At 59.0% G+C, this 18,058-nt stretch carries 15 protein-coding genes; 7 read left to right on the forward strand and 8 right to left on the reverse strand.

Going from position 1 to position 18,058, the window contains the following annotated elements:
- Window positions 1-190 precede the first annotated feature (190 nt).
- Genes ACZ89R_RS18550 through ACZ89R_RS18570 form a run of 5 tightly spaced genes read left to right on the forward strand, consistent with a single transcriptional unit; the run spans window position 191 to window position 4,785 of the window.
- Window positions 191-1,219: a DUF5924 family protein gene (locus ACZ89R_RS18550; protein ID WP_123495538.1), complete on the forward strand. Its 1,029-nt coding sequence runs from the start codon at window positions 191-193 to the stop codon at window positions 1,217-1,219.
- A 54-nt stretch (window positions 1,220-1,273) separates the two neighbouring features.
- On the forward strand, window positions 1,274-2,422 hold the full coding sequence (locus ACZ89R_RS18555) for an ABC transporter permease (protein WP_427626068.1): 1,149 nt from the start codon (window positions 1,274-1,276) through the stop codon (window positions 2,420-2,422).
- Window positions 2,419-3,222 carry an ABC transporter ATP-binding protein gene (locus tag ACZ89R_RS18560; protein WP_063342006.1) on the forward strand — a complete coding sequence of 268 codons (804 nt, stop codon included), beginning with the start codon at window positions 2,419-2,421 and terminating at the stop codon, window positions 3,220-3,222. Before ACZ89R_RS18555 ends, ACZ89R_RS18560 begins: the two co-directional genes overlap by 4 nt.
- 1 nt (window position 3,223) lies before the next feature.
- Entirely contained in the window at window positions 3,224-4,162 is a 939-nt protein-coding gene (locus tag ACZ89R_RS18565; protein ID WP_429544981.1) for an MlaD family protein, read from the forward strand.
- Window positions 4,159-4,785, forward strand: coding sequence for an ABC-type transport auxiliary lipoprotein family protein (locus ACZ89R_RS18570; protein ID WP_429544980.1), 627 nt, complete (start codon window positions 4,159-4,161; stop codon window positions 4,783-4,785). The genes ACZ89R_RS18565 and ACZ89R_RS18570 overlap by 4 nt, the downstream gene beginning before the upstream one ends.
- A 121-nt stretch (window positions 4,786-4,906) precedes the next feature.
- Here the strand turns inward: ACZ89R_RS18570 and ACZ89R_RS18575 are convergent, their stop codons facing one another.
- The 4 genes from ACZ89R_RS18575 to ACZ89R_RS18590 form a co-directional block, all read right to left on the reverse strand.
- Window positions 4,907-6,136: a nucleoside recognition domain-containing protein gene (locus ACZ89R_RS18575; protein WP_429431054.1), complete on the reverse strand. Its 1,230-nt coding sequence runs from the start codon at window positions 6,134-6,136 to the stop codon at window positions 4,907-4,909.
- 224 nt (window positions 6,137-6,360) lie between these two features.
- Complete coding sequence (gene gltP, locus ACZ89R_RS18580) at window positions 6,361-7,692, reverse strand: glutamate/aspartate:proton symporter GltP (RefSeq protein ID WP_123500496.1); 1,332 nt, start codon at window positions 7,690-7,692, stop codon at window positions 6,361-6,363.
- A gap of 769 nt (window positions 7,693-8,461) precedes the next feature.
- A complete protein-coding gene (locus ACZ89R_RS18585) occupies window positions 8,462-8,626 on the reverse strand; it encodes a DUF1328 domain-containing protein (RefSeq protein ID WP_003177151.1) in 165 nt (54 codons plus the stop codon).
- Window positions 8,627-8,707: 81 nt separating this feature from the next.
- Window positions 8,708-8,992 carry a hypothetical protein gene (locus ACZ89R_RS18590; RefSeq protein WP_429544979.1) on the reverse strand — a complete coding sequence of 95 codons (285 nt, stop codon included), beginning with the start codon at window positions 8,990-8,992 and terminating at the stop codon, window positions 8,708-8,710.
- Between the two features lie 434 nt (window positions 8,993-9,426).
- Between ACZ89R_RS18590 and algB the strand changes: the two genes are divergently transcribed.
- The gene (gene algB, locus ACZ89R_RS18595) at window positions 9,427-10,773 is read left to right on the forward strand and encodes a sigma-54-dependent response regulator transcription factor AlgB (protein ID WP_008076269.1); all 1,347 of its coding nucleotides are present in this window, start codon (window positions 9,427-9,429) and stop codon (window positions 10,771-10,773) included.
- Between the two features lie 10 nt (window positions 10,774-10,783).
- On the forward strand, window positions 10,784-12,574 hold the full coding sequence (locus ACZ89R_RS18600; protein WP_429544978.1) for an ATP-binding protein: 1,791 nt from the start codon (window positions 10,784-10,786) through the stop codon (window positions 12,572-12,574).
- Window positions 12,575-12,586: 12 nt separating this feature from the next.
- Here ACZ89R_RS18600 and ACZ89R_RS18605 read toward each other — a convergent pair whose 3' ends face one another.
- From ACZ89R_RS18605 to ACZ89R_RS18620, 4 genes are all read right to left on the reverse strand, one after another.
- Window positions 12,587-14,203: an EAL domain-containing protein gene (locus ACZ89R_RS18605; RefSeq protein WP_429544977.1), complete on the reverse strand. Its 1,617-nt coding sequence runs from the start codon at window positions 14,201-14,203 to the stop codon at window positions 12,587-12,589.
- A 73-nt stretch (window positions 14,204-14,276) separates the two neighbouring features.
- Window positions 14,277-15,056, reverse strand: a complete 780-nt coding sequence (locus ACZ89R_RS18610; RefSeq protein ID WP_429544976.1) for an N-acetylmuramoyl-L-alanine amidase — start codon at window positions 15,054-15,056, stop codon at window positions 14,277-14,279.
- A 105-nt stretch (window positions 15,057-15,161) separates the two neighbouring features.
- Window positions 15,162-17,195, reverse strand: a complete 2,034-nt coding sequence (locus tag ACZ89R_RS18615; RefSeq protein WP_429544975.1) for a GGDEF domain-containing protein — start codon at window positions 17,193-17,195, stop codon at window positions 15,162-15,164.
- Window positions 17,196-18,056, reverse strand: coding sequence for an endonuclease/exonuclease/phosphatase family protein (locus ACZ89R_RS18620; RefSeq protein WP_192345218.1), 861 nt, complete (start codon window positions 18,054-18,056; stop codon window positions 17,196-17,198).
- Window positions 18,057-18,058: the final 2 nt, after the last annotated feature.

An 18,058-nucleotide genomic window follows, 5' to 3' on the forward strand; every position in this document is an offset into this window, starting at 1 on the left:
TGAAAAACGGCACCCTGGTTTATCAGACACACCGCATTCACCGATATTGCGACTGCTGCGCAGCCGAGCGGGAGCAAGCTCCCTCGCCACAGGGTTTTGGGTTCGATCAAAGTGACCGCAAGCCTCGCCACAGGGCCCCTCGGGCGGTACCCTGTCGAGGATTTTCCCCACGACTATTGTGAATCGCCGAATGCCGAACCTGACCCTGTACGTACAGCGCCTCCTGGAGTTGATGAAGCGCTATCCCGGGGTCATTGCGCTCGGCGGTTTCATTTCAGGGGTCGGCAGCTTCATGCTGGTGGATCGCCAACAAGGTCTGGCGACGTGGATCACCACCATCATGCTGATCAGCTGGGTCTGGTTGATGCTGGAAAACAGCCTCACCAAGCTGTTCGCCAGGGTCTTCAAGCGCGAAATACCCCAGCCACTGCTGCGTTACGCAACGCAGATGATCCATCAGGAAAGCCTGTTCTTCGTCCTGCCGTTCTTTTTAATCACCACCACTTGGAACAGCGGCCAGTTGTTCTTCACTGGATTACTGAGCATGGCGGCGCTGATTTCGATCATTGACCCGCTCTACTACAAATGGCTGGCACCGCGCCGCTGGGCGTTCCTGGCGCTGCACACACTGACCCTGTTCGCGGCCCTGTTGACCGCCCTGCCCGTCATCCTGCACCTGACCACCGCCCAAAGCTTCAAGCTGGCGCTAGGCATTGCCATGCTGCTGTCGTTCCCGAGCCTGGCCTCGATCTTCCCGATTCGCACTGTGCGCAATGCGCTGGCGATCCTCAGCATCACCGTCGGCATCGGCGCCGCTGGTTGGGTGCTGCGCTCCTGGGTTCCACCGGCGACGCTGTGGATGACCGATGTGGCGATCAGCACTCAAATGCAGGACCGCACCCCCGGCAAGAGCCTGGAAGAAGTCAGCGCCGAGCAGATTCGCGGAGGTGGGCTGTACGCGTACACCGCGATCAACGCTCCGCGGGGTCTGGCCGAGCGGATTTATCACGTCTGGATATTCAACGGTAAAGAAGTCGACCGTATTCCCCTGGACATCCACGGCGGGCGCAAGGAAGGCTACCGCGCCTGGACCCACAAGCAGAACTTCCCCGGCAACCCCGCAGGCAAATGGCAGGTTCGGGTGCTGACTGAAGACGGTCAGTTGATTGGCGTGTTGCGCTTCAAAGTCATGGACAGCACACCCATCAAAGAAAAGTAACGCGGTTCGTGCTATTAGTCAGATCTGCGTAATAGCCGAACAAGCACGGAGCTTATGACTAGCAGCACAATGCCTGGCAGTGCCCGACTGGACACCTCGCACAGCCCTGCCCTGTTGCGGGTCACGGGTGACTGGACGCTCGCCCATTACGCCGATCTCAGCCGCCTGAGTGAAAAGCTCCGTGGCCAATACGACAACAACACCCACATCGATCTCAATGGTCTCGGCGCGCTCGATACGGCGGGTGCGTCATTGCTGGTGGAGTTGCTGGGCGCCGAGCGTCTGGGCAAATCTGCCGAACACCCCGATTGCACCCTTTCCTCCGCTGATCGCGCCTTGTTGCAGACGGTGTACTGCTCGCTGACCGATTTCTGCGTGCCGATCAAAGAACCGGAAATCAGCGTCGGCATTCAACTGCTGACCCGTATTGGCCGTGCGGTCGACGCGGTCTGGCAGGACACCTTGCAACTGTTGGGTTTCGTCGGCCTGATCCTGGAAACCATCGCTCGCGGGTTGTTTCGTCCAAAGCGCTGGCGCCTCACACCGATGGTCGCTCACATTGAACAGACCGGCCTCGACGCCGCCCCCATCGTCGCCTTGCTGACGTTTTTGGTGGGCGCTGTGGTGGCGTTTCTCGGGGCGACGGTGCTGGCGAGTTTCGGTGCGAGTATTTTCACCGTGGACCTGGTGGCGTTCTCTTTTCTGCGGGAGTTCGGCGTGTTGCTCACGGCCATCTTGATGGCCGGCCGCACCGCCAGTGCGTTCACCGCGCAGATCGGTTCGATGAAGGCCAACGAAGAAATCGACGCGATCCGCACCCTCGGCCTCGACCCGATGGAGTTGCTGGTAGTCCCCCGCGTCCTGGCGTTGCTGGTGGCGCTGCCGATGTTGACCTTTCTGGCGATGTTGTCAGGGATTGTCGGCGGTGGCGTAGTCTGCGCGCTGTCGCTGGATATCTCGCCGGCGATGTTTCTGTCACTGCTGCAATCGGACATTGGCGTTCAGCACTTCCTGGTAGGGATCGTCAAAGCGCCGATTTTTGCGTTCCTGATTGCCGCCATCGGCTGCCTCGAGGGCTTCAAGGTCAGCGGTAGCGCCGAGTCCGTTGGCGCGCACACCACGTCCAGTGTGGTGCAGTCGATTTTCGTGGTGATCGTGCTCGACGCCGTGGCTGCGTTGTTTTTCATGGAGATGGACTGGTGAGTCGTTTACCCCGAGCGCCTTCAGAGGCAGTGATCGAAGTCCGTGGGCTGTGCAATCGCTTCGGCCGCCAGAGCGTGCACGAGAACCTCGACCTGGACTTGTACAAGGGCGAGATTCTGGCGGTGGTCGGCGGTTCCGGCAGCGGCAAATCGGTGCTGCTGCGCAGCATTGTCGGCCTGCGTCAGCCCAGCGAAGGGCTGGTGAAGGTCTTCGGCAAGAACTTGCCGAGCCTGTCGGAACACGAGCGCTCGCTGGTCGAACGGCGGTTCGGTGTGTTGTTCCAGAAAGGCGCCTTGTTCTCTTCGCTCACCGTGACCGAGAACGTCGCCCTGCCCCTGATTGAACACGCCGGCCTGAGCCGTGCCGACGCCGAGCACCTGGCGGCAGTAAAAATGGCGTTGGCCGGGCTGCCGTTGTCGGCGGCCGACAAATACCCTGCTTCACTGTCCGGCGGCATGATCAAGCGCGCGGCCCTGGCCCGAGCACTGGCGCTGGACCCGGACATCCTGTTTCTCGACGAACCCACCGCCGGCCTCGATCCGATTGGCGCCGCAGGCTTCGATCAACTGATCCTGACTCTGCGCGATGCCTTGGGCCTGAGCGTGTTTCTGGTGACCCACGACCTCGACACGCTCTACACCATCACCGACCGAGTGGCGGTGCTGGCGCAGAAGAAAGTGCTGGTGGCGGACGCCATCGACAAGGTGTCGGAAACCGATGATGCGTGGATTCACGAATACTTCCATGGCCCTCGCGGCCGCGCGGCGCTGACGGCCGCTAACCAGCTCAACGAGGTCTGACATGGAAACCCGAGCCCATCACGTATTGATTGGCCTGTTCACCGTCATAGTGGTGGCAGGCGCCCTGCTCTTCGGTCTGTGGCTGGCCAAATCCAGCGTCGATACCGAATTCAAGGATTACGAAATCGTCTTCAACGAGGCGGTCAGCGGCTTGTCCAAGGGCAGCGCCGTGCAGTACAGCGGGATCAAGGTCGGCGACGTGGTGATGCTGCGCCTGGACCCGAACGATCCGCGCCGGGTGTTGGCGCGGATTCGCCTGGGCGGAGACACTCCGATCAAAGAAGACACTCAGGCCAAGCTGGCGCTGACCGGGATCACCGGGACCTCGATCATCCAGCTCAGCGGCGGCACGCCACAAAGTCCGACGCTCAAGGGCAAGGACGGCAATTTGCCGACAATCGTTGCATCGCCCTCGCCCATTGCCCGGTTGATGAATGACAGTAACGATCTGATGGCGGGCGTGAACGTGTTGATGCACAACGCCAATCAGTTGTTTTCCTCGCAGAACGTCGCGCGTATCAGCAGCACCCTGGAGCACCTGGAGCAAACCACCGGCACCATTGCCGATCAGCGCGGCGATATTCGTCAGGCGATGGAGCAACTGGCTTCGGTTGGCAAGCAGGCCAGCGCCACCCTGGAACAGACCACCGCGTTGATGCGCAATGCCAACGGCCTGCTCAACGATCAGGGCAAGCAGATGTTCGGCAGTGCCGAGCAAGCCATGAAGTCCCTGGAACAAAGTAGCGCGACCATCAACACGTTGCTCTCCGCCAATCAGGATTCCCTCAACAACGGCATGCAGGGCCTCAATGGCCTGGCGCCGGCGGTACGCGAGCTGCGCGACACCTTGAGTTCGTTGCGGACCATTTCCCAGCGGCTTGAGGCCAACCCCAGCGGTTACCTGCTGGGCAGTGACAAGAACAAGGAGTTCACGCCATGAAACTGGCTCATCTCGCCCTCCTCGCCGGTTTTGCGTTGATCGCTTCCTGTTCGATTTTCCCCAAGACCGAGCCGTCCGATGTCTATCGACTGCCGTCGGCACAGCGCGAAGCATCGGCCCAACACGGCACGCCGCAGCGCTGGTCGTTGCGGCTGGCCAAGCCTCAAACCAGCGAAGCCTTGAACAACCCGAAAATCGCCGTAATCGCTCAGGGTGATCTGATCAGCAGCTACAAGGCTTCACGCTGGAGCGATCCGGCACCGGTGCTGTTGCGCAATCGTCTGCTCGATGGTTTCCAGCGTGACGGTCGCGTGCCGTTGCTCAGCACCGATGACAGTAATTTCCAGGCAGACCTGGAACTGGGCGGCAACCTGCAAGCGTTCCAGACCGAGTACCAAGGCACGGCGGCGAGCGTGGTCGTGCGCCTGGATGCGTTGTTGGTGCGTGGGTATGACCAGCGAATCCTCGCCAGCCGACGCTTTGAAGTGCGTCAGCCGTTAAGCGATGTGAAGGTGTCGGCGGTGGTGACCGGTTTTGGTCAGGCCAGCGATCAATTGACGGCGCAGGTGGTGGCTTGGACGGTGGAGCAAGGTCAGAAAGTTGCGCCGCCGCTGAGGCCTTGAAGACCTACACACACACATCAGTGTGGGAGCGAGCCTGCTCGCGATGAGGTCGGCACATTCAACAATTCTGTTGGCTGTTAAACCGCCATCGCGAGCAGGCTCGCTCCCACAGGTTTTTTGGTTAACCGAAGAACCAGTAACAGACTCCGATTGCGCCGAGCACGCCGGCAAGCTCCGCCAGCAACGCACACCCCACCGCATGCCGCGCGCGCTGAATGCCCACCGCGCCGAAGTACACCGCCAGTACATAAAAGGTTGTTTCAGTACTGCCCTGAATCGTCGCCGCCACCAGCGCCGGGAAGCTGTCGACGCCAGAGGTTTTCATGGTTTCGATCAGCATTGCCCGTGCGGCGCTACCGGAGAAGGGTTTGACCATGGCTGTCGGCAGCGCGTCGACAAAGCGGGTGTCCCAACCGGCCCACTCCACCAGATGACGGATCCCGTCCAGACCGAAATCCAGCGCCCCGGATGCTCGCAGCACGCCCACGGCACAGAGCATCGCCACCAGATACGGCAGCAGGTTCTTGGCCACGTCGAAGCCTTCTTTGGCGCCTTCGATGAACGCCTCGTAGACCTTCACTTTGCGCAATGCGCCGATCACCAGAAACAGCATGATCAACCCGAACAGCGTCACGTTGCCGAGGATCGATGACAGGCTCGCCAGAGCGGTCGCCGAGAGTGTCGCCAGCAGCGCCATGAACGCACCGAGGGCCAAGGCACCGGGAATCAGGTAGGCGAGCACCACCGGGTCCCAGAGGCGCAGACGCTGCATGAACGCCACCGACAACAAGCCCACCAGGGTCGAACAACTGGTGGCCAGCAGGATTGGCAGGAACACCAGGGTCGGATCGGGCGCACCTTGCTGGGCGCGGTACATGAAAATCGTCACCGGCAGCAGGGTCAGGGACGAGGCGTTGAGCACCAGAAAGAGGATCTGCGCGTTGCTGGCGATGGTGTCGCTGGGGTTGAGCTCTTGCAGCGCCTTCATGGCTTTGAGGCCGATTGGCGTGGCGGCATTGTCCAGGCCCAGGCCGTTGGCGGCGAAGTTCAGCGTGATCAGGCCGATGGCGGGGTGCCCGGCCGGCACTCCCGGCATCAGCCGCAGGAACAACGGGCCCAGCGCTTTGGCCAGCCACTCGACGATCCCGGCCTTCTCGGCAATCCGCAGAAAGCCCAGCCAGAGGGTCAGGGTGCCGAACAACAGGACCATGACTTCGACCGACAACTTGGCCATGGCGAAAATGCTTTCCACCATCGCCGCGAAGATCCCGGCGTTACCGCCGATCAGCCATTGCGCCAGTGCCGAAACGGCAGCCACGATGAAGAAGCTTAGCCACAGGCCATTGAGCATCAGTTAAATCCCCCGAAGAATGCGGCGAATGATAGCGGGGTAGGCAGAAACGACAAACCCCGGATTTCTCCGGGGTTTGTTTGCGAGATTGCGTCATACACGTAATGTGCGTGCTACCTCGTACTGTAGGAGCGAGGCTTGCCCGCGAATGGGACACTGCGGTGTTTCAGTTACACGGCGTTATCGTTCTTCGCTGGCAAGCCATGCTCCTACAGGTTTTTGCATCAGTTGCTGGAAATTTCACCAACCGGCAACTTTTCCTTGCTGCGCCAGTGCGGCAGGGAGTTCCAGTAGCGCTCGCCCTTGGCGTCGTCGTACATACCTTCCCAACGTGCGATGACCAGCACGGCCAAGGCGTTACCGATCACGTTCAGCGCGGTACGGGCCATGTCCATGATGCGGTCGACACCGGCGATGAACGCCAAGCCTTCCAGCGGAATACCAACGCTGCCCAAAGTGGCTAGCAGCACCACGAAGGACACGCCCGGTACGCCGGCGATGCCTTTGGAGGTGACCATCAGCGTCAGCACCAGCAGCAACTGTTGGCTGATTGACAGGTCGATGCCGTAGAGCTGGGCGATGAAGATCGCCGCGATGCTTTGGTACAGCGTCGAACCGTCGAGGTTGAACGAGTAGCCGGTCGGCACCACGAAGCTGCAAATGGCTTTCGGCGCGCCGTAGGCTTCCATCTTCTCGATCACGCGCGGCAGCACGGTTTCGGAACTGGCGGTGGAGTAGGCCAAGACCAGCTCATCCTTGAAGATGCGCATCAGCTTGATCACCGAGAAGCCGAACAGACGAGCGATCAGGCCCAGCACCACGAAGGCGAAGAAGGCGATGGCGAAGTAAACCAGAACGACCAGTTTGGCCAGCGGCAGCAAAGAGGCGAAGCCGAAGTTGGCCACGGTCACCGCGATCAATGCGAACACGCCGATCGGGGCGTAGTTCATGATCATGTGGGTGACTTTGAACATGCTTTCCGATACGCCCTGGAACATCTTCACCAGCGGCTCGCGCAGGTCCGATTGCAGGCTCGACAGACCGAGACCGAACAACACGGAGAAGAAGATGATCGGCAGCATCTCGCCGCGGGCCATGGCCGCGAAAATGTTCGACGGGATCAGGTTGAGGATGGTCTGGATGAACGCATGTTCATGCTGAACTTCGGCGGCAGTGGCCTGGTACTTGGAAATATCCACCGTCCCCAGGGTGCTCATGTCGATGCCGCTGCCCGGATGGACCACGTTGGCCAGCACCAGACCAACCAGAATGGCGATGGTGGTGACGATCTCGAAGTAAATGATGGTCTTCAGACCGATGCGACCGAGTTTCTTCGCGTCACCCACGCCAGCAATGCCGACGATCAGCGAGGAGATCACGATCGGGATCACGATCATCTTGATCAGACGGATAAAGATATCGCCTGCCGGTTGCAGCACGTTGCTGATCCACCAGGCTTTTTCGGCACTGAAATGGTTGAGCAGTGCACCAATTGCTATCCCCAGAACCAGACCGATGAGGATCTGCCAGGCGAGGCTAAGCTTTGCCTTCTTCATATCTTTACCCTTACTTGCGTTTGACTCAGGCTGATGCATGAACTGAAACGCTCAATGGCGAACAAATCTTGCATCGGCCCCCGTATAAGGTCCCCGCGAGCGAGCATTTACAGCTCTCAGGCAGCGAAAAAGGCGCAACTATTCCGATGCAGGGAAGCGCCGTCTAATGCCGTAAACGCCTACCCTATGCCGAATCGGCATGAGATTTTCTTACTGAAACCCGCGTCCCAACCGGTTTGAATGCGACATTCAGGCGGGCATAAGTGCCGTATGCCGGCCATTTCAGCGCAGGACGAAGGTTTTTAAATAAGCGGAAATTTAGGAAAAAGCCTACGTTTGGCTGCGAATTCTCTTATCGGGAAAGTCGGAGCTTTCTCGATATACGGTCACGAAGAAACACCGCGAAACGGTTTTGCGGGGAATATGCACCAATAGCAGATGAGCTGAATGCTCTAGATCAACGTTTTGCACGTTGAAGCTCTCCGCAAGTTCGTCGAGCCGCTCTGGCCCCGGCGAACTTGCGTCGCAGCTTTGCCTGACCCGGCCCTTGCGCAGGTACTCCCTGTACCCGTAGGTCACTCCGACCCTGAAACAGTCAGAACGTCCCGACCCCCTGGTCATGCGTCTACCGTCCTCGGGTAGCGCAGTGGAAAAAGGCGCTGTGGCCTCTTTCGTGTTTCGAAACTCAATACCCGTCTGGATCTTCTTTAATTGGCACTGCCGCCCAGAAGCAGGGCGGCTGCCATTGTCTTTAATGAAATGCTCATGTTCAGCCTCGACCGCGGCGGCCAAAGAAGAAGGAAGCAATGAACATCACCAGGAATACGACAAAGAGAATCTTGGCGATACCCGTGGCGGTGCCCGCGATACCACCGAAGCCCAATACTGCAGCGATGATGGCAATGATCAGGAATGTGATTGCCCAGCTCAACATGGTGATTCTCCTTACGCTTCTATTTAAAGGTGTTGCTTGTGGTGCTTATCCCGGCGCGTTGAGCGCGCCAAGTTCGTTTACTTAAAACACCCAACGCTCCTGAGACGTCTCGTCCACAGGCTGGGCCTGGTCGACATCCATCATTCGCATCGAGTCGCTGTCAGCCAGGTTGCTGCTGACCGCGCTGAAATGGGTTTGGGGTGCGTGTGGAATCGACAGGTGCGGCGTCTCTGGCTGCTGGCTCTGTTCCCAGCGCAAGAACTGCTGGCCGCCAATCAAGGTGATCAACAATGTCAGCAGGGCAAACAAACCTTGCTGGATATGCAATGGCGAGATACGCAATTGAGCGGCACCTTGGCGATTCATCCTGAAGTTCCTCCCTCTAGGGGTAGGTTGGCGGGCACTGATTGATTAAATGCCCTGATTACTCAGATACCTGCAGCCTGCATGCCACCTTTTTGTCAGGTTTAATCTGATTAAAATCAATTGGTTACATGGTTTGTGGAAATGGGTTTGGACGCATCCTGCACGATGGCCCATTCAAGGCCGTGCGTAATGCACGATGGATTCGCCAAAACTTTCAATATTTTTGGAATTGAAGGAAGGGCGCGGATGTCAGAAAGGGACGCAGGCAATTGCCGAAGAACGGTTCATTAATAAAAAATTAAATAAATCAGTGGGTTATCTTGTTGTGAAGTAGATAGCACCGCTGATATGGCTGAAATCGGCCACAATCAATCATGCAACTTGCCCGATTTTTCCGGGCCTAACCGACTTCAACAATAAAGGAGCGTAGGAACATGGAATCAGCCACTGAGCATCAAGGCCGCATTCTGCTGGTAGACGACGAGTCCGCCATCCTTCGAACCTTTCGCTATTGCCTCGAAGACGAAGGCTATAGCGTGGCTACGGCGACCAGCGCGGCTCAGGCTGAAGCCTTGTTGCAGCGCCAGGTTTTTGATCTGTGCTTCCTCGATTTGCGCCTGGGTGAAGACAATGGGCTCGATGTGCTGGCCCAGATGCGCATCCAGGCGCCCTGGATGCGGGTGGTGATTGTCACTGCTCACTCGGCCGTGGACACTGCCGTGGATGCGATTCAGGCCGGTGCCGCCGACTATCTGGTCAAACCTTGCAGCCCCGACCAGTTGCGCCTGGCCACTGCCAAACAACTGGAAGTTCGGCAGCTCTCGGCGCGTCTGGAAGCCCTCGAAGGTGAAGTGCGCAAACCCAAGGAGGGGCTGGATTCCCACAGTCCGGCGATGAAAGTGGTGCTCGAAACTGCACGCCAGGTCGCCAGTACTGACGCCAACATCCTGATTCTCGGCGAGTCCGGCACCGGTAAAGGTGAACTGTCACGGGCAATTCATGGCTGGAGCAAACGCCAGAAGAAGTCCTGCGTCACCATCAATTGCCCGTCCCTGACTGCCGAACTAATGGACAGCGAACTTTTCGGCCACAGCCGGGGGGCGTTCACCGGTGCCAGCGAAAGCACGTTGGGTCGTGTCAATCAGGCCGACGGCGGAACGTTGTTTCTCGACGAGATCGGCGATTTTCCCCTGACCTTACAGCCAAAATTGCTGCGTTTCATTCAGGACAAGGAATACGAACGCGTGGGCGACCCGGTAACCCGTCGCGCCGACGTGCGAATCCTCGCCGCCACTAACCTCAACCTGGAAGACATGGTTCGCGATGGTCGTTTTCGTGAGGACTTGCTCTATCGTCTCAACGTCATCACCTTGCACCTGCCGCCGCTTCGCGAGCGCAGGGAAGATATTTTGAATCTGGCGGACCGCTTCCTGGCGCGCTTCGTCAAGGAATACTCGCGTCCAGCCCGGCGTTTCAGCGACGAGGCGCGCGAAGCGCTGCTCAGCTACCGCTGGCCGGGCAACATTCGCGAGCTGCGCAACGTGGTGGAGCGCGCGAGCATTATTTGTCCGCAGGAGCGGGTAGAGCTCAGCCACTTGGGCATGGCCGAAACCCCGACCAACCACACGCCACGCATTGGTGCTGCGCTGAGCCTGGATGAACTGGAAAAAGCTCACATTGGCGCGGTTCTCGCCACGGCCGACACGCTGGATCAGGCGGCCAAAACCTTGGGTATCGATGCCTCGACCCTGTACCGCAAACGCAAGCAGTACAACTTGTGAGTCGTAACCGATGAAACTGGCGATGACGTTGCGCACCCGGCTGTTTCTGAGTATTTCCGCACTGATTACGGTGGCGCTGCTTGGGCTCTTGCTCGGGCTGGTTGGCGTGATGCAGATGGCAGGGACTCAGGAAGCCCTGATCCGTGACAACTTCGTCACGCTGGATCTGGGATTGAAGCTGCGTCAGGCCCTGGGTGATCAACTGATCATCATGCTCGACGAGCAACCGGATCCTGCGGCGTTCGAGGCGTCCAAACAGCATTCCCTTGAATTGTTTGACGAAGGCATTGCTCGCGAACCGTCCAGCGAAGGTGCCCAGTATGGTTTCAAAAAGGCCAAGGCTGATTATCAGAACCTACTGCAATCCTTTGATCTTTCCAGTGCTCCTATCCAGGTAGTCGGTGGTGACGGGAATCTCGCGGAAAAATTCAACGCGTTGCGTAACGGTTTGATCTCTGAACAAAAACGCGCACTGAATAACATCACCGAGATCGAACGCAAGGCCCGGGAGCGGGCACTGTTGATTGCCGGCCTGCTTGGGTTGGTCGGGGTGGCGGTGTTGTTCATCGGCTTCATTACCGCCCATGCGATCGCCCGGCGGTTCGGGGCTCCGATCGAGGCCTTGGCCGCAGCGGCTGACAACATCGGCCAGGGTAATTTCGAAGTGACCCTGCCGATTTCCTCCGCGGTGGAAATGAACCAACTGACCCGGCGTTTCGGCATCATGGCCGAGGCCTTGCGTGAGCACCAGGCTACCAATATCGACGAACTGCTCGCCGGACAGCAACGCTTGCAAGCGGTGCTCGACAGCATCGACGACGGTTTGCTGATCATTGATCGTCAAGGTCATCTTGAGCACCTCAACCCGGTGGCTCAGCGTCAGTTAGGCTGGGACACCGATCGTCTCGGCCAAGGGCTGGGTACGGCGCTTGAGCGTCCCGAACTGGATGAACAACTGCAACTGGTATTGCGCGGTGGCACCCTGGAACGAGCGCCGGACGACCTGAGCATCGAAGTCGATGGAGAGTCGCGATTGCTGACATATAGCCTGACGCCGGTCAGCCATACCCAGGGTCATATTCTCGGCGCCGTGATGGTGTTGCATGACGTTACCGAACAGCGGGCCTTTGAAAGAGTGCGCAGCGAGTTCGTCTTGCGCGCCTCCCATGAGTTGCGCACACCGGTTACCGGGATGCACATGGCATTCGGCCTGTTCCGCGAGCGGACGCATTTTGCCGAAGACTCCCGCGAAGCTGACCTGCTGGACACAGTCAACGAAGAAATGCAGCGCCTGATGCAGTTGATCAATGACTTGCTGAATTTCTCTCGCTATCAGAACGGCCTGCAAAAACTCACCCTGGCACCCTGCTCCATCGAAGACTTGCTGGATCAGGCCCAGACACGTTTTGCCTGCTTGGCGCAGGAAAAGGGTATCGAACTGCTGGTGGAAGTGCAGGGGCCGTTGCCGCGGTTGCAAGCCGATCAGGCGCAGCTGGAACGGGTGCTCGACAACCTGATCGACAACGCCTTGCGCCATACTTCCCACGACGGACTGATACGTTTGCAGGCTCGGCGCCATGGTGAACGGATGATTATCAGCGTCGAGGACAACGGCGAAGGCATTGCCTACGGCCAGCAGGGACGGATCTTCGAGCCCTTCGTTCAGGTCGGTCGCAAAAAGGGCGGTGCCGGGCTGGGTCTGGCGCTGTGCAAGGAAATCGTGCAGTTGCACGGCGGACGGATGGGTGTCTATTCGCGGCCGGGGCAGGGGACGCAGTTCTACATGGCGCTGGCGATATAAGCCGGTGCCCTCTCAGGCTTCGTCATCCTGGCGTCGCGTGGTCAGTCGGCGGCCACGGGTAATCAGTTCGATGAACTGCACGGCGCTCAGGGCGTGGGCGAACAGCCAACCCTGACCGAATTTCACCCCTTCGCTGCTCAGAAACACCGCTTGGGCTTCATGTTCAATGCCTTCGGCAATCACCTTGAGTTGCAGGGCCTGAGCCATGCGAATAATGTGCGGTGCCACGCCGCTGCTGGCGGCGTCATGCCCCAGCGCGTCGATAAATGCCTTGTCGATTTTCAGGCAGTCCACCGGTAGGGTTTGCAGGTAGGCGAGGCTGCAATAGCCGGTGCCAAAATCGTCGATCAGCACTTGATGCCCGACATCCCGCAGGGCTTGCAGGTTTTCTCTGGCCACCACCACGTCCACCAATCCGCGCTCGGTCACTTCAAAGGCAATTTGCCTGGCCGCCACCCGGTGCATGCTCAGCAATCGCGCCATCACCTGACCGATACGCGGCACCATGACATCGCAGGCCGCCAGGTTGACCGAGATGTACAGCTGCGGATTGGACCGCAACAGTTGCCCGAGCTGTTCCAGCAGGCGCTGTAATACGAAGTCGGTCATCTGGCGAATCTGGCCGGTATTCTCCGCCATCGGAATGAACAGGTCGGGACTGGTCAGCGTGCCGTCCGGCCTGCGCCAGCGCAGCAGGGCTTCAGCGCCGACGCAGTTGCGGCTGTCGAGGTCGAAGATCGGTTGATACAACACCTGTAGCTCACCTCGCCGCATAGCGCCTTGCAGTTCGGCATCCAGCGACTGACGCTGGCGTACCAGCAAAAACACCAGAATGCCTACACAGGCACTCAGCGCCAGGCTGGCCGGCAGTAGCCACCACCATACCGGCGGTACATGCATTCCGGTACGTGGGGTGATCAGTACCAGTTGGTATTCGGGGGTGTTAGTGGGCATTCGGTAAATCAGGCGGGTAGGGGTGACTTGCAGCGCATCGGGGCTTTTCGGGGGCCAGGGCTCCGCGGGGGGCCAGGCCTGAGCGACACCGAGCACCGGAATCGCCCGGGTGCCATGGTCGAGCACCACCAACAGGCTGCTCCCCGGAGACAGATCGACCATGTCGGTCAAATGCCCGCGGGACGTCGCAACCCGGAAATTGCCACGCCCAAGCATCAGTGCGGCGCGGTTCTCATCGGGTTCGGTGGTGGTGTTCAGCCAATAGCTGTAGGTGGGACCCTTGATGTCCGGCGGTCGGATCAGCGATACCCCTTCCTGGCGGGGGCGGTTGGAGCAGATTCGCGACGTGTCCATATAAGCGGCTTCATAAACGAAGCGGTAATTGAAGCTGACCTGCTGCAGGGTGGCGATCATTTCGTCATCGCAACCTCGCAGCGGTTGGGCTTCCAGGTCATCGAGGCTTTCGCGCAATTGCCCGAACAGCTGCTCCAGCCGGACCAGAAAGTGTTCTCCCTGGGCATTCATTTCCTGGCTTTCGTTGTGCTCGACCTGATTCATCGCCACGAACAAACTGCCAACCGTTAGAAGTGTTGCGCTCAAGGCAGTAGCCAGCATCGCCAAAAACCAAGGGCGATAGAACCAGCTATGCAGTCTCTCCCGAGCAGCAGGCATCATGGAATATCCGAAGAATTACCAATGAGTTATAGCTGCTGATTTGGAAAAAGCGCTGACCGTCGGGCGGGCGTCATTATTTTGTCTGATTCAACACCTGAAGAATCGCCGCGGTCTGGGCGTCCGGTGTCCCATCGAAACGGGAAGGGCGAAAATGCAGCTGGAAGGCCGCCAGCACATTGCGTGTCGCTACATCCAGTTCGCCGGTTTGCGGCGTGGCATAGCCCAAGCGGGCGAGCTGCGCCTGAAACCAACTGATGCTGGGTAATTGCACCGCGAACTGCGCTTGCTGCCGCGCCACGGCCTGCTCGTTCGGCCATATTCCCAGGCCTTCGGCCGCCAGGCGCTTCCAGGGAAACAGTGGGCCGGGGTCGAGTTTGCGCATCGGTGCGATGTCGCTATGGCCAATGATATGACGGGGGCTGATGCCTTGGCGCTTACTGATGTCTTTGAGCAGGAAGATCATCGACTGAATCTGGGCTTCGCTGTAGGGATACCAAAGACGCCCGTTCGGGGTGTCCTCAAAGCCCTGATTGACGATCTCGATACCAATGGAACTGGAGTTCAGCCAGGTCCGGCCTTGCCATTCGCTTTCGCCTGCGTGCCAGGCCCGGAAATTTTCATCGATCAGCTTATAAATAGTGGCGCGCTTGTCGTCGCTAATCAGGTAGTGGCTGCTGACCTCGCCATGGGTCAGCAATTGCAGTGAGGTTTCCAGGGATGCGGAGGTGTAATGCATCACCACGAACTGAATACGATTGTCGTAATTGGCTGAACGGTGGCTGGTATCGATTCGGGGGCCGCTGGCACAACCGGCCAATAGAAGCAGCGAGGCAATAAGAGCAAGACATTTCATGGTGGGAGGCAGTACACGCAAGACAATAATGCAACAGTGTAACGGTATTGCCTTGCGCGCAGATGGCAAAAAATGCTGTTTTAAACAAAATGGAACAATTAGCTATCAGCCCGCTTCTACTCGATTCCGGCCATTGTTTTTCGCCCGATATAGCGCCTGATCGGCTCTTTTAAGTACCGCATCGCTGTGTTCGCCCGGTCTGAAGGCGGTCAATCCCATGGAAATGGTGATGGTGACTCGCTCGCCCTTGAAGTGGAACGGGCAGGCTTCGATCGATGCGCGCAAGGTTTCCAGTAGTTTTGCGCCGACCATAGGTAGTGTGGCAGGCATCAATAGCACAAACTCCTCACCGCCAAATCGGGCAATGAAATCAGACCCACGCAGACGCTTGCGTAGAACACTGGCGATGATTTTCAGCACCTTGTCGCCTGCCAGATGGCCATAGTTGTCGTTGATGCGTTTGAAATGGTCGAGGTCGAGCATTGCCAGTAACAGGGTAGTGCCATGTTGTTGCCATTGACCTATTTCGTGCTCCAGGCGTTCGCTCCAGGCTGCTCGATTCGGTAGACCCGTCAGTGGATCGATCAGTGCCTTCTGACGCTGTTCTTCGAGATGCTCACGGTAGCCCAGGGCTTCCTGCTCCATGTGGGCAACCCTTTCGGCCAGGCATTGCAGACGGGCCGCTACTTCCTGCTCACGCTCATCGCGCTGCTTCTGGTGTTGGTCCATGGTGCCGAGCAGGCCTTCGAGATGGTTTTCCAGCACATGCTTGAGATCATCAAGGTCCGCCGCTTCCTGCATGCTGCTTTGCAAGCCGTCGACTTGCTCGCGAATCTGCGTGTCCATATCCCGCGCGGCCGATCGGTTGTCGGCGTGGCCTTCGCTCGCGGCTTGCAGGTTGCTCTGAAATGACTCGAGGCGTTCGTTGAGTTGCTTCAAATAGGCTTCGAATTCGTGCTGGCCGCTGTCGGTGATTGCCAGCATCAATGTGGCCAGGTCATCGAGGATGGGCAGCAGTTCGTACCAGTTCAAGCCATTTTGAAGGCGATCGCGCATCGCCTCGGCTTGCGGACGATGGCGCTCAGGCAGCGCCAGGTCATCAAGCAGGCCCAGCAGGGTGTCCTCGATGTGCTTGGCGACAGAGCTATAGGAGGGCTCCGGCGAGTCCGGCAGGGCATACAGAATATCGTGCCCGGACGGCTCTGGATCGATGGCCATTGGAGTGAGCTCATCGGGATTGATTGCCGACAGAACCTGAGTGACCGGTAGGGCGATCGCCGGAACCGGCTCTTCTGATTGCTCGATATCGGGGCGGGCTTGTAGCTCCGTGACTTGGCTGCTCGTAGCTTCTGGCTCAAGGACGGGTGGCTCAAACGCCACGACTTCAGCCGCAGGCGCCATTGCTATGGGCGCCTCAATTTGCGCTGGCTCGGGGGGCGCAGCGGCGGGCATCGCGGCTTCGACGGTTGGCGATACCCCTTGCGGTTTATCGGCGGCTGGCGCGAGATTGACCGTCGCTTGTGGGGGCTCGGCCGGCGAGGCTGCAGCCGGTTCGACAGGTTGCGGGGCAGGCATATGCGATTCGGGGACGGCGAGCTGTGGCGCGGTCTCTTCCGTTTCCCTACTGAACAACCGCTGCAGAAAACCCGGGCGATCAGGTTCGGCAGGGTTCTCCAGCAGGTTCAAGGCTTTGCCTTGCAAGCCGCTCAGCTCGCTAAGCAGCAACGGGATTTCGCGAGCCTGGCTTACGCGTCCGTCCAGTTGCTTGGCGAAATTCTTCAGTGGCCGACTCACTTCCCGGGGCAGCGGCAACGCTTGCAACTGAGAAACCAGCGCTGTCAGGGCGGCACTGACTTGATTGACCCGGGTTTCCCGGCGCTGCTCGGAGTCGAGCACGGCTCTTTCCAGGCGTGGCAGCAAGGCTGCCAGGCCGGCGTCCATATCATCGGTGCGTACGACTTCACGCATTTCCTTCATGCATTGATCAACGGCGCGATCGGTTCCTTCCGCGGCCAGGGTGCTGCGCACCAGCCCGCGACGCAACAGATCAAGCCGGGCGTCCCATCGACGTTCCAGTTTTTCTTGTTGTTCGATGCTTTTGAGGTATTTCTCTTTCCAGCGCTGTGCTTCGTCGCTCATTCAGGCAGGACTCAACGCGGGCAATGCATCGGCCGTGAGCGAACCCGGCAGACGAATCTCTACCGCGACCGGCAGGTGATCGGAAATGGGCTGTGCCAGCACTTCGACCTTTTCAAGGGTCAGGGTGGGGCTGAGCAGAATATGGTCCAGGCAACGCTGCGGGCGCCAGCTGGGGAAGGTCGCTTCAAGTTGCGGCGCGAGCAGGCCTAGATCACGCAACGGGGAGTTTTGCAGCAAGTCACTGGCATGGGTATTCATGTCGCCCATCAGCACCTGGTGTTTATAACCGCCAATCAACTCGCGGATGTAGGCCAGTTGCAGGCTACGGGCGCGAGCGCCCAGCGCCAGGTGCATCATCACCACCACGAGTGCCTCCGGACCTTCGCCGAAGCGCACCAGAATGGCCCCGCGACCCTTGGGTCCCGGCAGCGGATGATCTTCAATCGCCCACGGGCGCAGTCGGCTGAGCACGCCATTGCTGTGCTGACCGAGATGACCGAGGTTGCGATTGAGTTGTTGATACCAGTAGGGGAAGGCGCCGAGCTGCGCCAGGTGTTCGACCTGATTGACGTAACCTGATCGCAGACTGCCGCCATCGGCTTCCTGCAAGGCGACCAGATCGAAGTCGCCCAGCAGATTACCGATTTTTTGCAGATTGTCGGCACGCCCGGTGTGCGGCAACAGATGCTGCCAGCCGCGGGTCAGATAGTGCCGATAGCGCTCGGTACTGATACCAACCTGGATATTGAAACTGAGCAAACGCAGACGGCTGTCCACGGGCAACCCCGTCGATTCCAGGTGATGCTCGTTGACCTGCGGATGATGCAGGCCAACGATGCGTTCAGTTCCCCAGCGGCGCATGG

It is taken from the genome of Pseudomonas sp. TE3728, from assembly GCF_056279145.1.

What these genes read in the sequence shown, in the direction of transcription:
- ACZ89R_RS18550 (WP_123495538.1), top strand. Translation starts at nt 191, where the DNA reads ATGCCGAACCTGACCCTGTACGTACAGCGCCTCCTGGAGTTGATGAAG.
- ACZ89R_RS18555 (WP_427626068.1), top strand. Translation starts at nt 1,274, where the DNA reads ATGACTAGCAGCACAATGCCTGGCAGTGCCCGACTGGACACCTCGCAC.
- ACZ89R_RS18565 (WP_429544981.1), top strand. Translation starts at nt 3,224, where the DNA reads ATGGAAACCCGAGCCCATCACGTATTGATTGGCCTGTTCACCGTCATA.
- ACZ89R_RS18570 (WP_429544980.1), top strand. Translation starts at nt 4,159, where the DNA reads ATGAAACTGGCTCATCTCGCCCTCCTCGCCGGTTTTGCGTTGATCGCT.
- ACZ89R_RS18575 (WP_429431054.1), bottom strand. Translation starts at nt 6,136, where the DNA reads ATGCTCAATGGCCTGTGGCTAAGCTTCTTCATCGTGGCTGCCGTTTCG.
- gltP (WP_123500496.1), bottom strand. Translation starts at nt 7,692, where the DNA reads ATGAAGAAGGCAAAGCTTAGCCTCGCCTGGCAGATCCTCATCGGTCTG.
- ACZ89R_RS18585 (WP_003177151.1), bottom strand. Translation starts at nt 8,626, where the DNA reads ATGTTGAGCTGGGCAATCACATTCCTGATCATTGCCATCATCGCTGCA.
- ACZ89R_RS18590 (WP_429544979.1), bottom strand. Translation starts at nt 8,992, where the DNA reads ATGAATCGCCAAGGTGCCGCTCAATTGCGTATCTCGCCATTGCATATC.
- algB (WP_008076269.1), top strand. Translation starts at nt 9,427, where the DNA reads ATGGAATCAGCCACTGAGCATCAAGGCCGCATTCTGCTGGTAGACGAC.
- ACZ89R_RS18600 (WP_429544978.1), top strand. Translation starts at nt 10,784, where the DNA reads ATGAAACTGGCGATGACGTTGCGCACCCGGCTGTTTCTGAGTATTTCC.
- ACZ89R_RS18605 (WP_429544977.1), bottom strand. Translation starts at nt 14,203, where the DNA reads ATGATGCCTGCTGCTCGGGAGAGACTGCATAGCTGGTTCTATCGCCCT.
- ACZ89R_RS18610 (WP_429544976.1), bottom strand. Translation starts at nt 15,056, where the DNA reads ATGAAATGTCTTGCTCTTATTGCCTCGCTGCTTCTATTGGCCGGTTGT.
- ACZ89R_RS18615 (WP_429544975.1), bottom strand. Translation starts at nt 17,195, where the DNA reads ATGAGCGACGAAGCACAGCGCTGGAAAGAGAAATACCTCAAAAGCATC.
- ACZ89R_RS18620 (WP_192345218.1), bottom strand. Translation starts at nt 18,056, where the DNA reads ATGCGCCGCTGGGGAACTGAACGCATCGTTGGCCTGCATCATCCGCAG.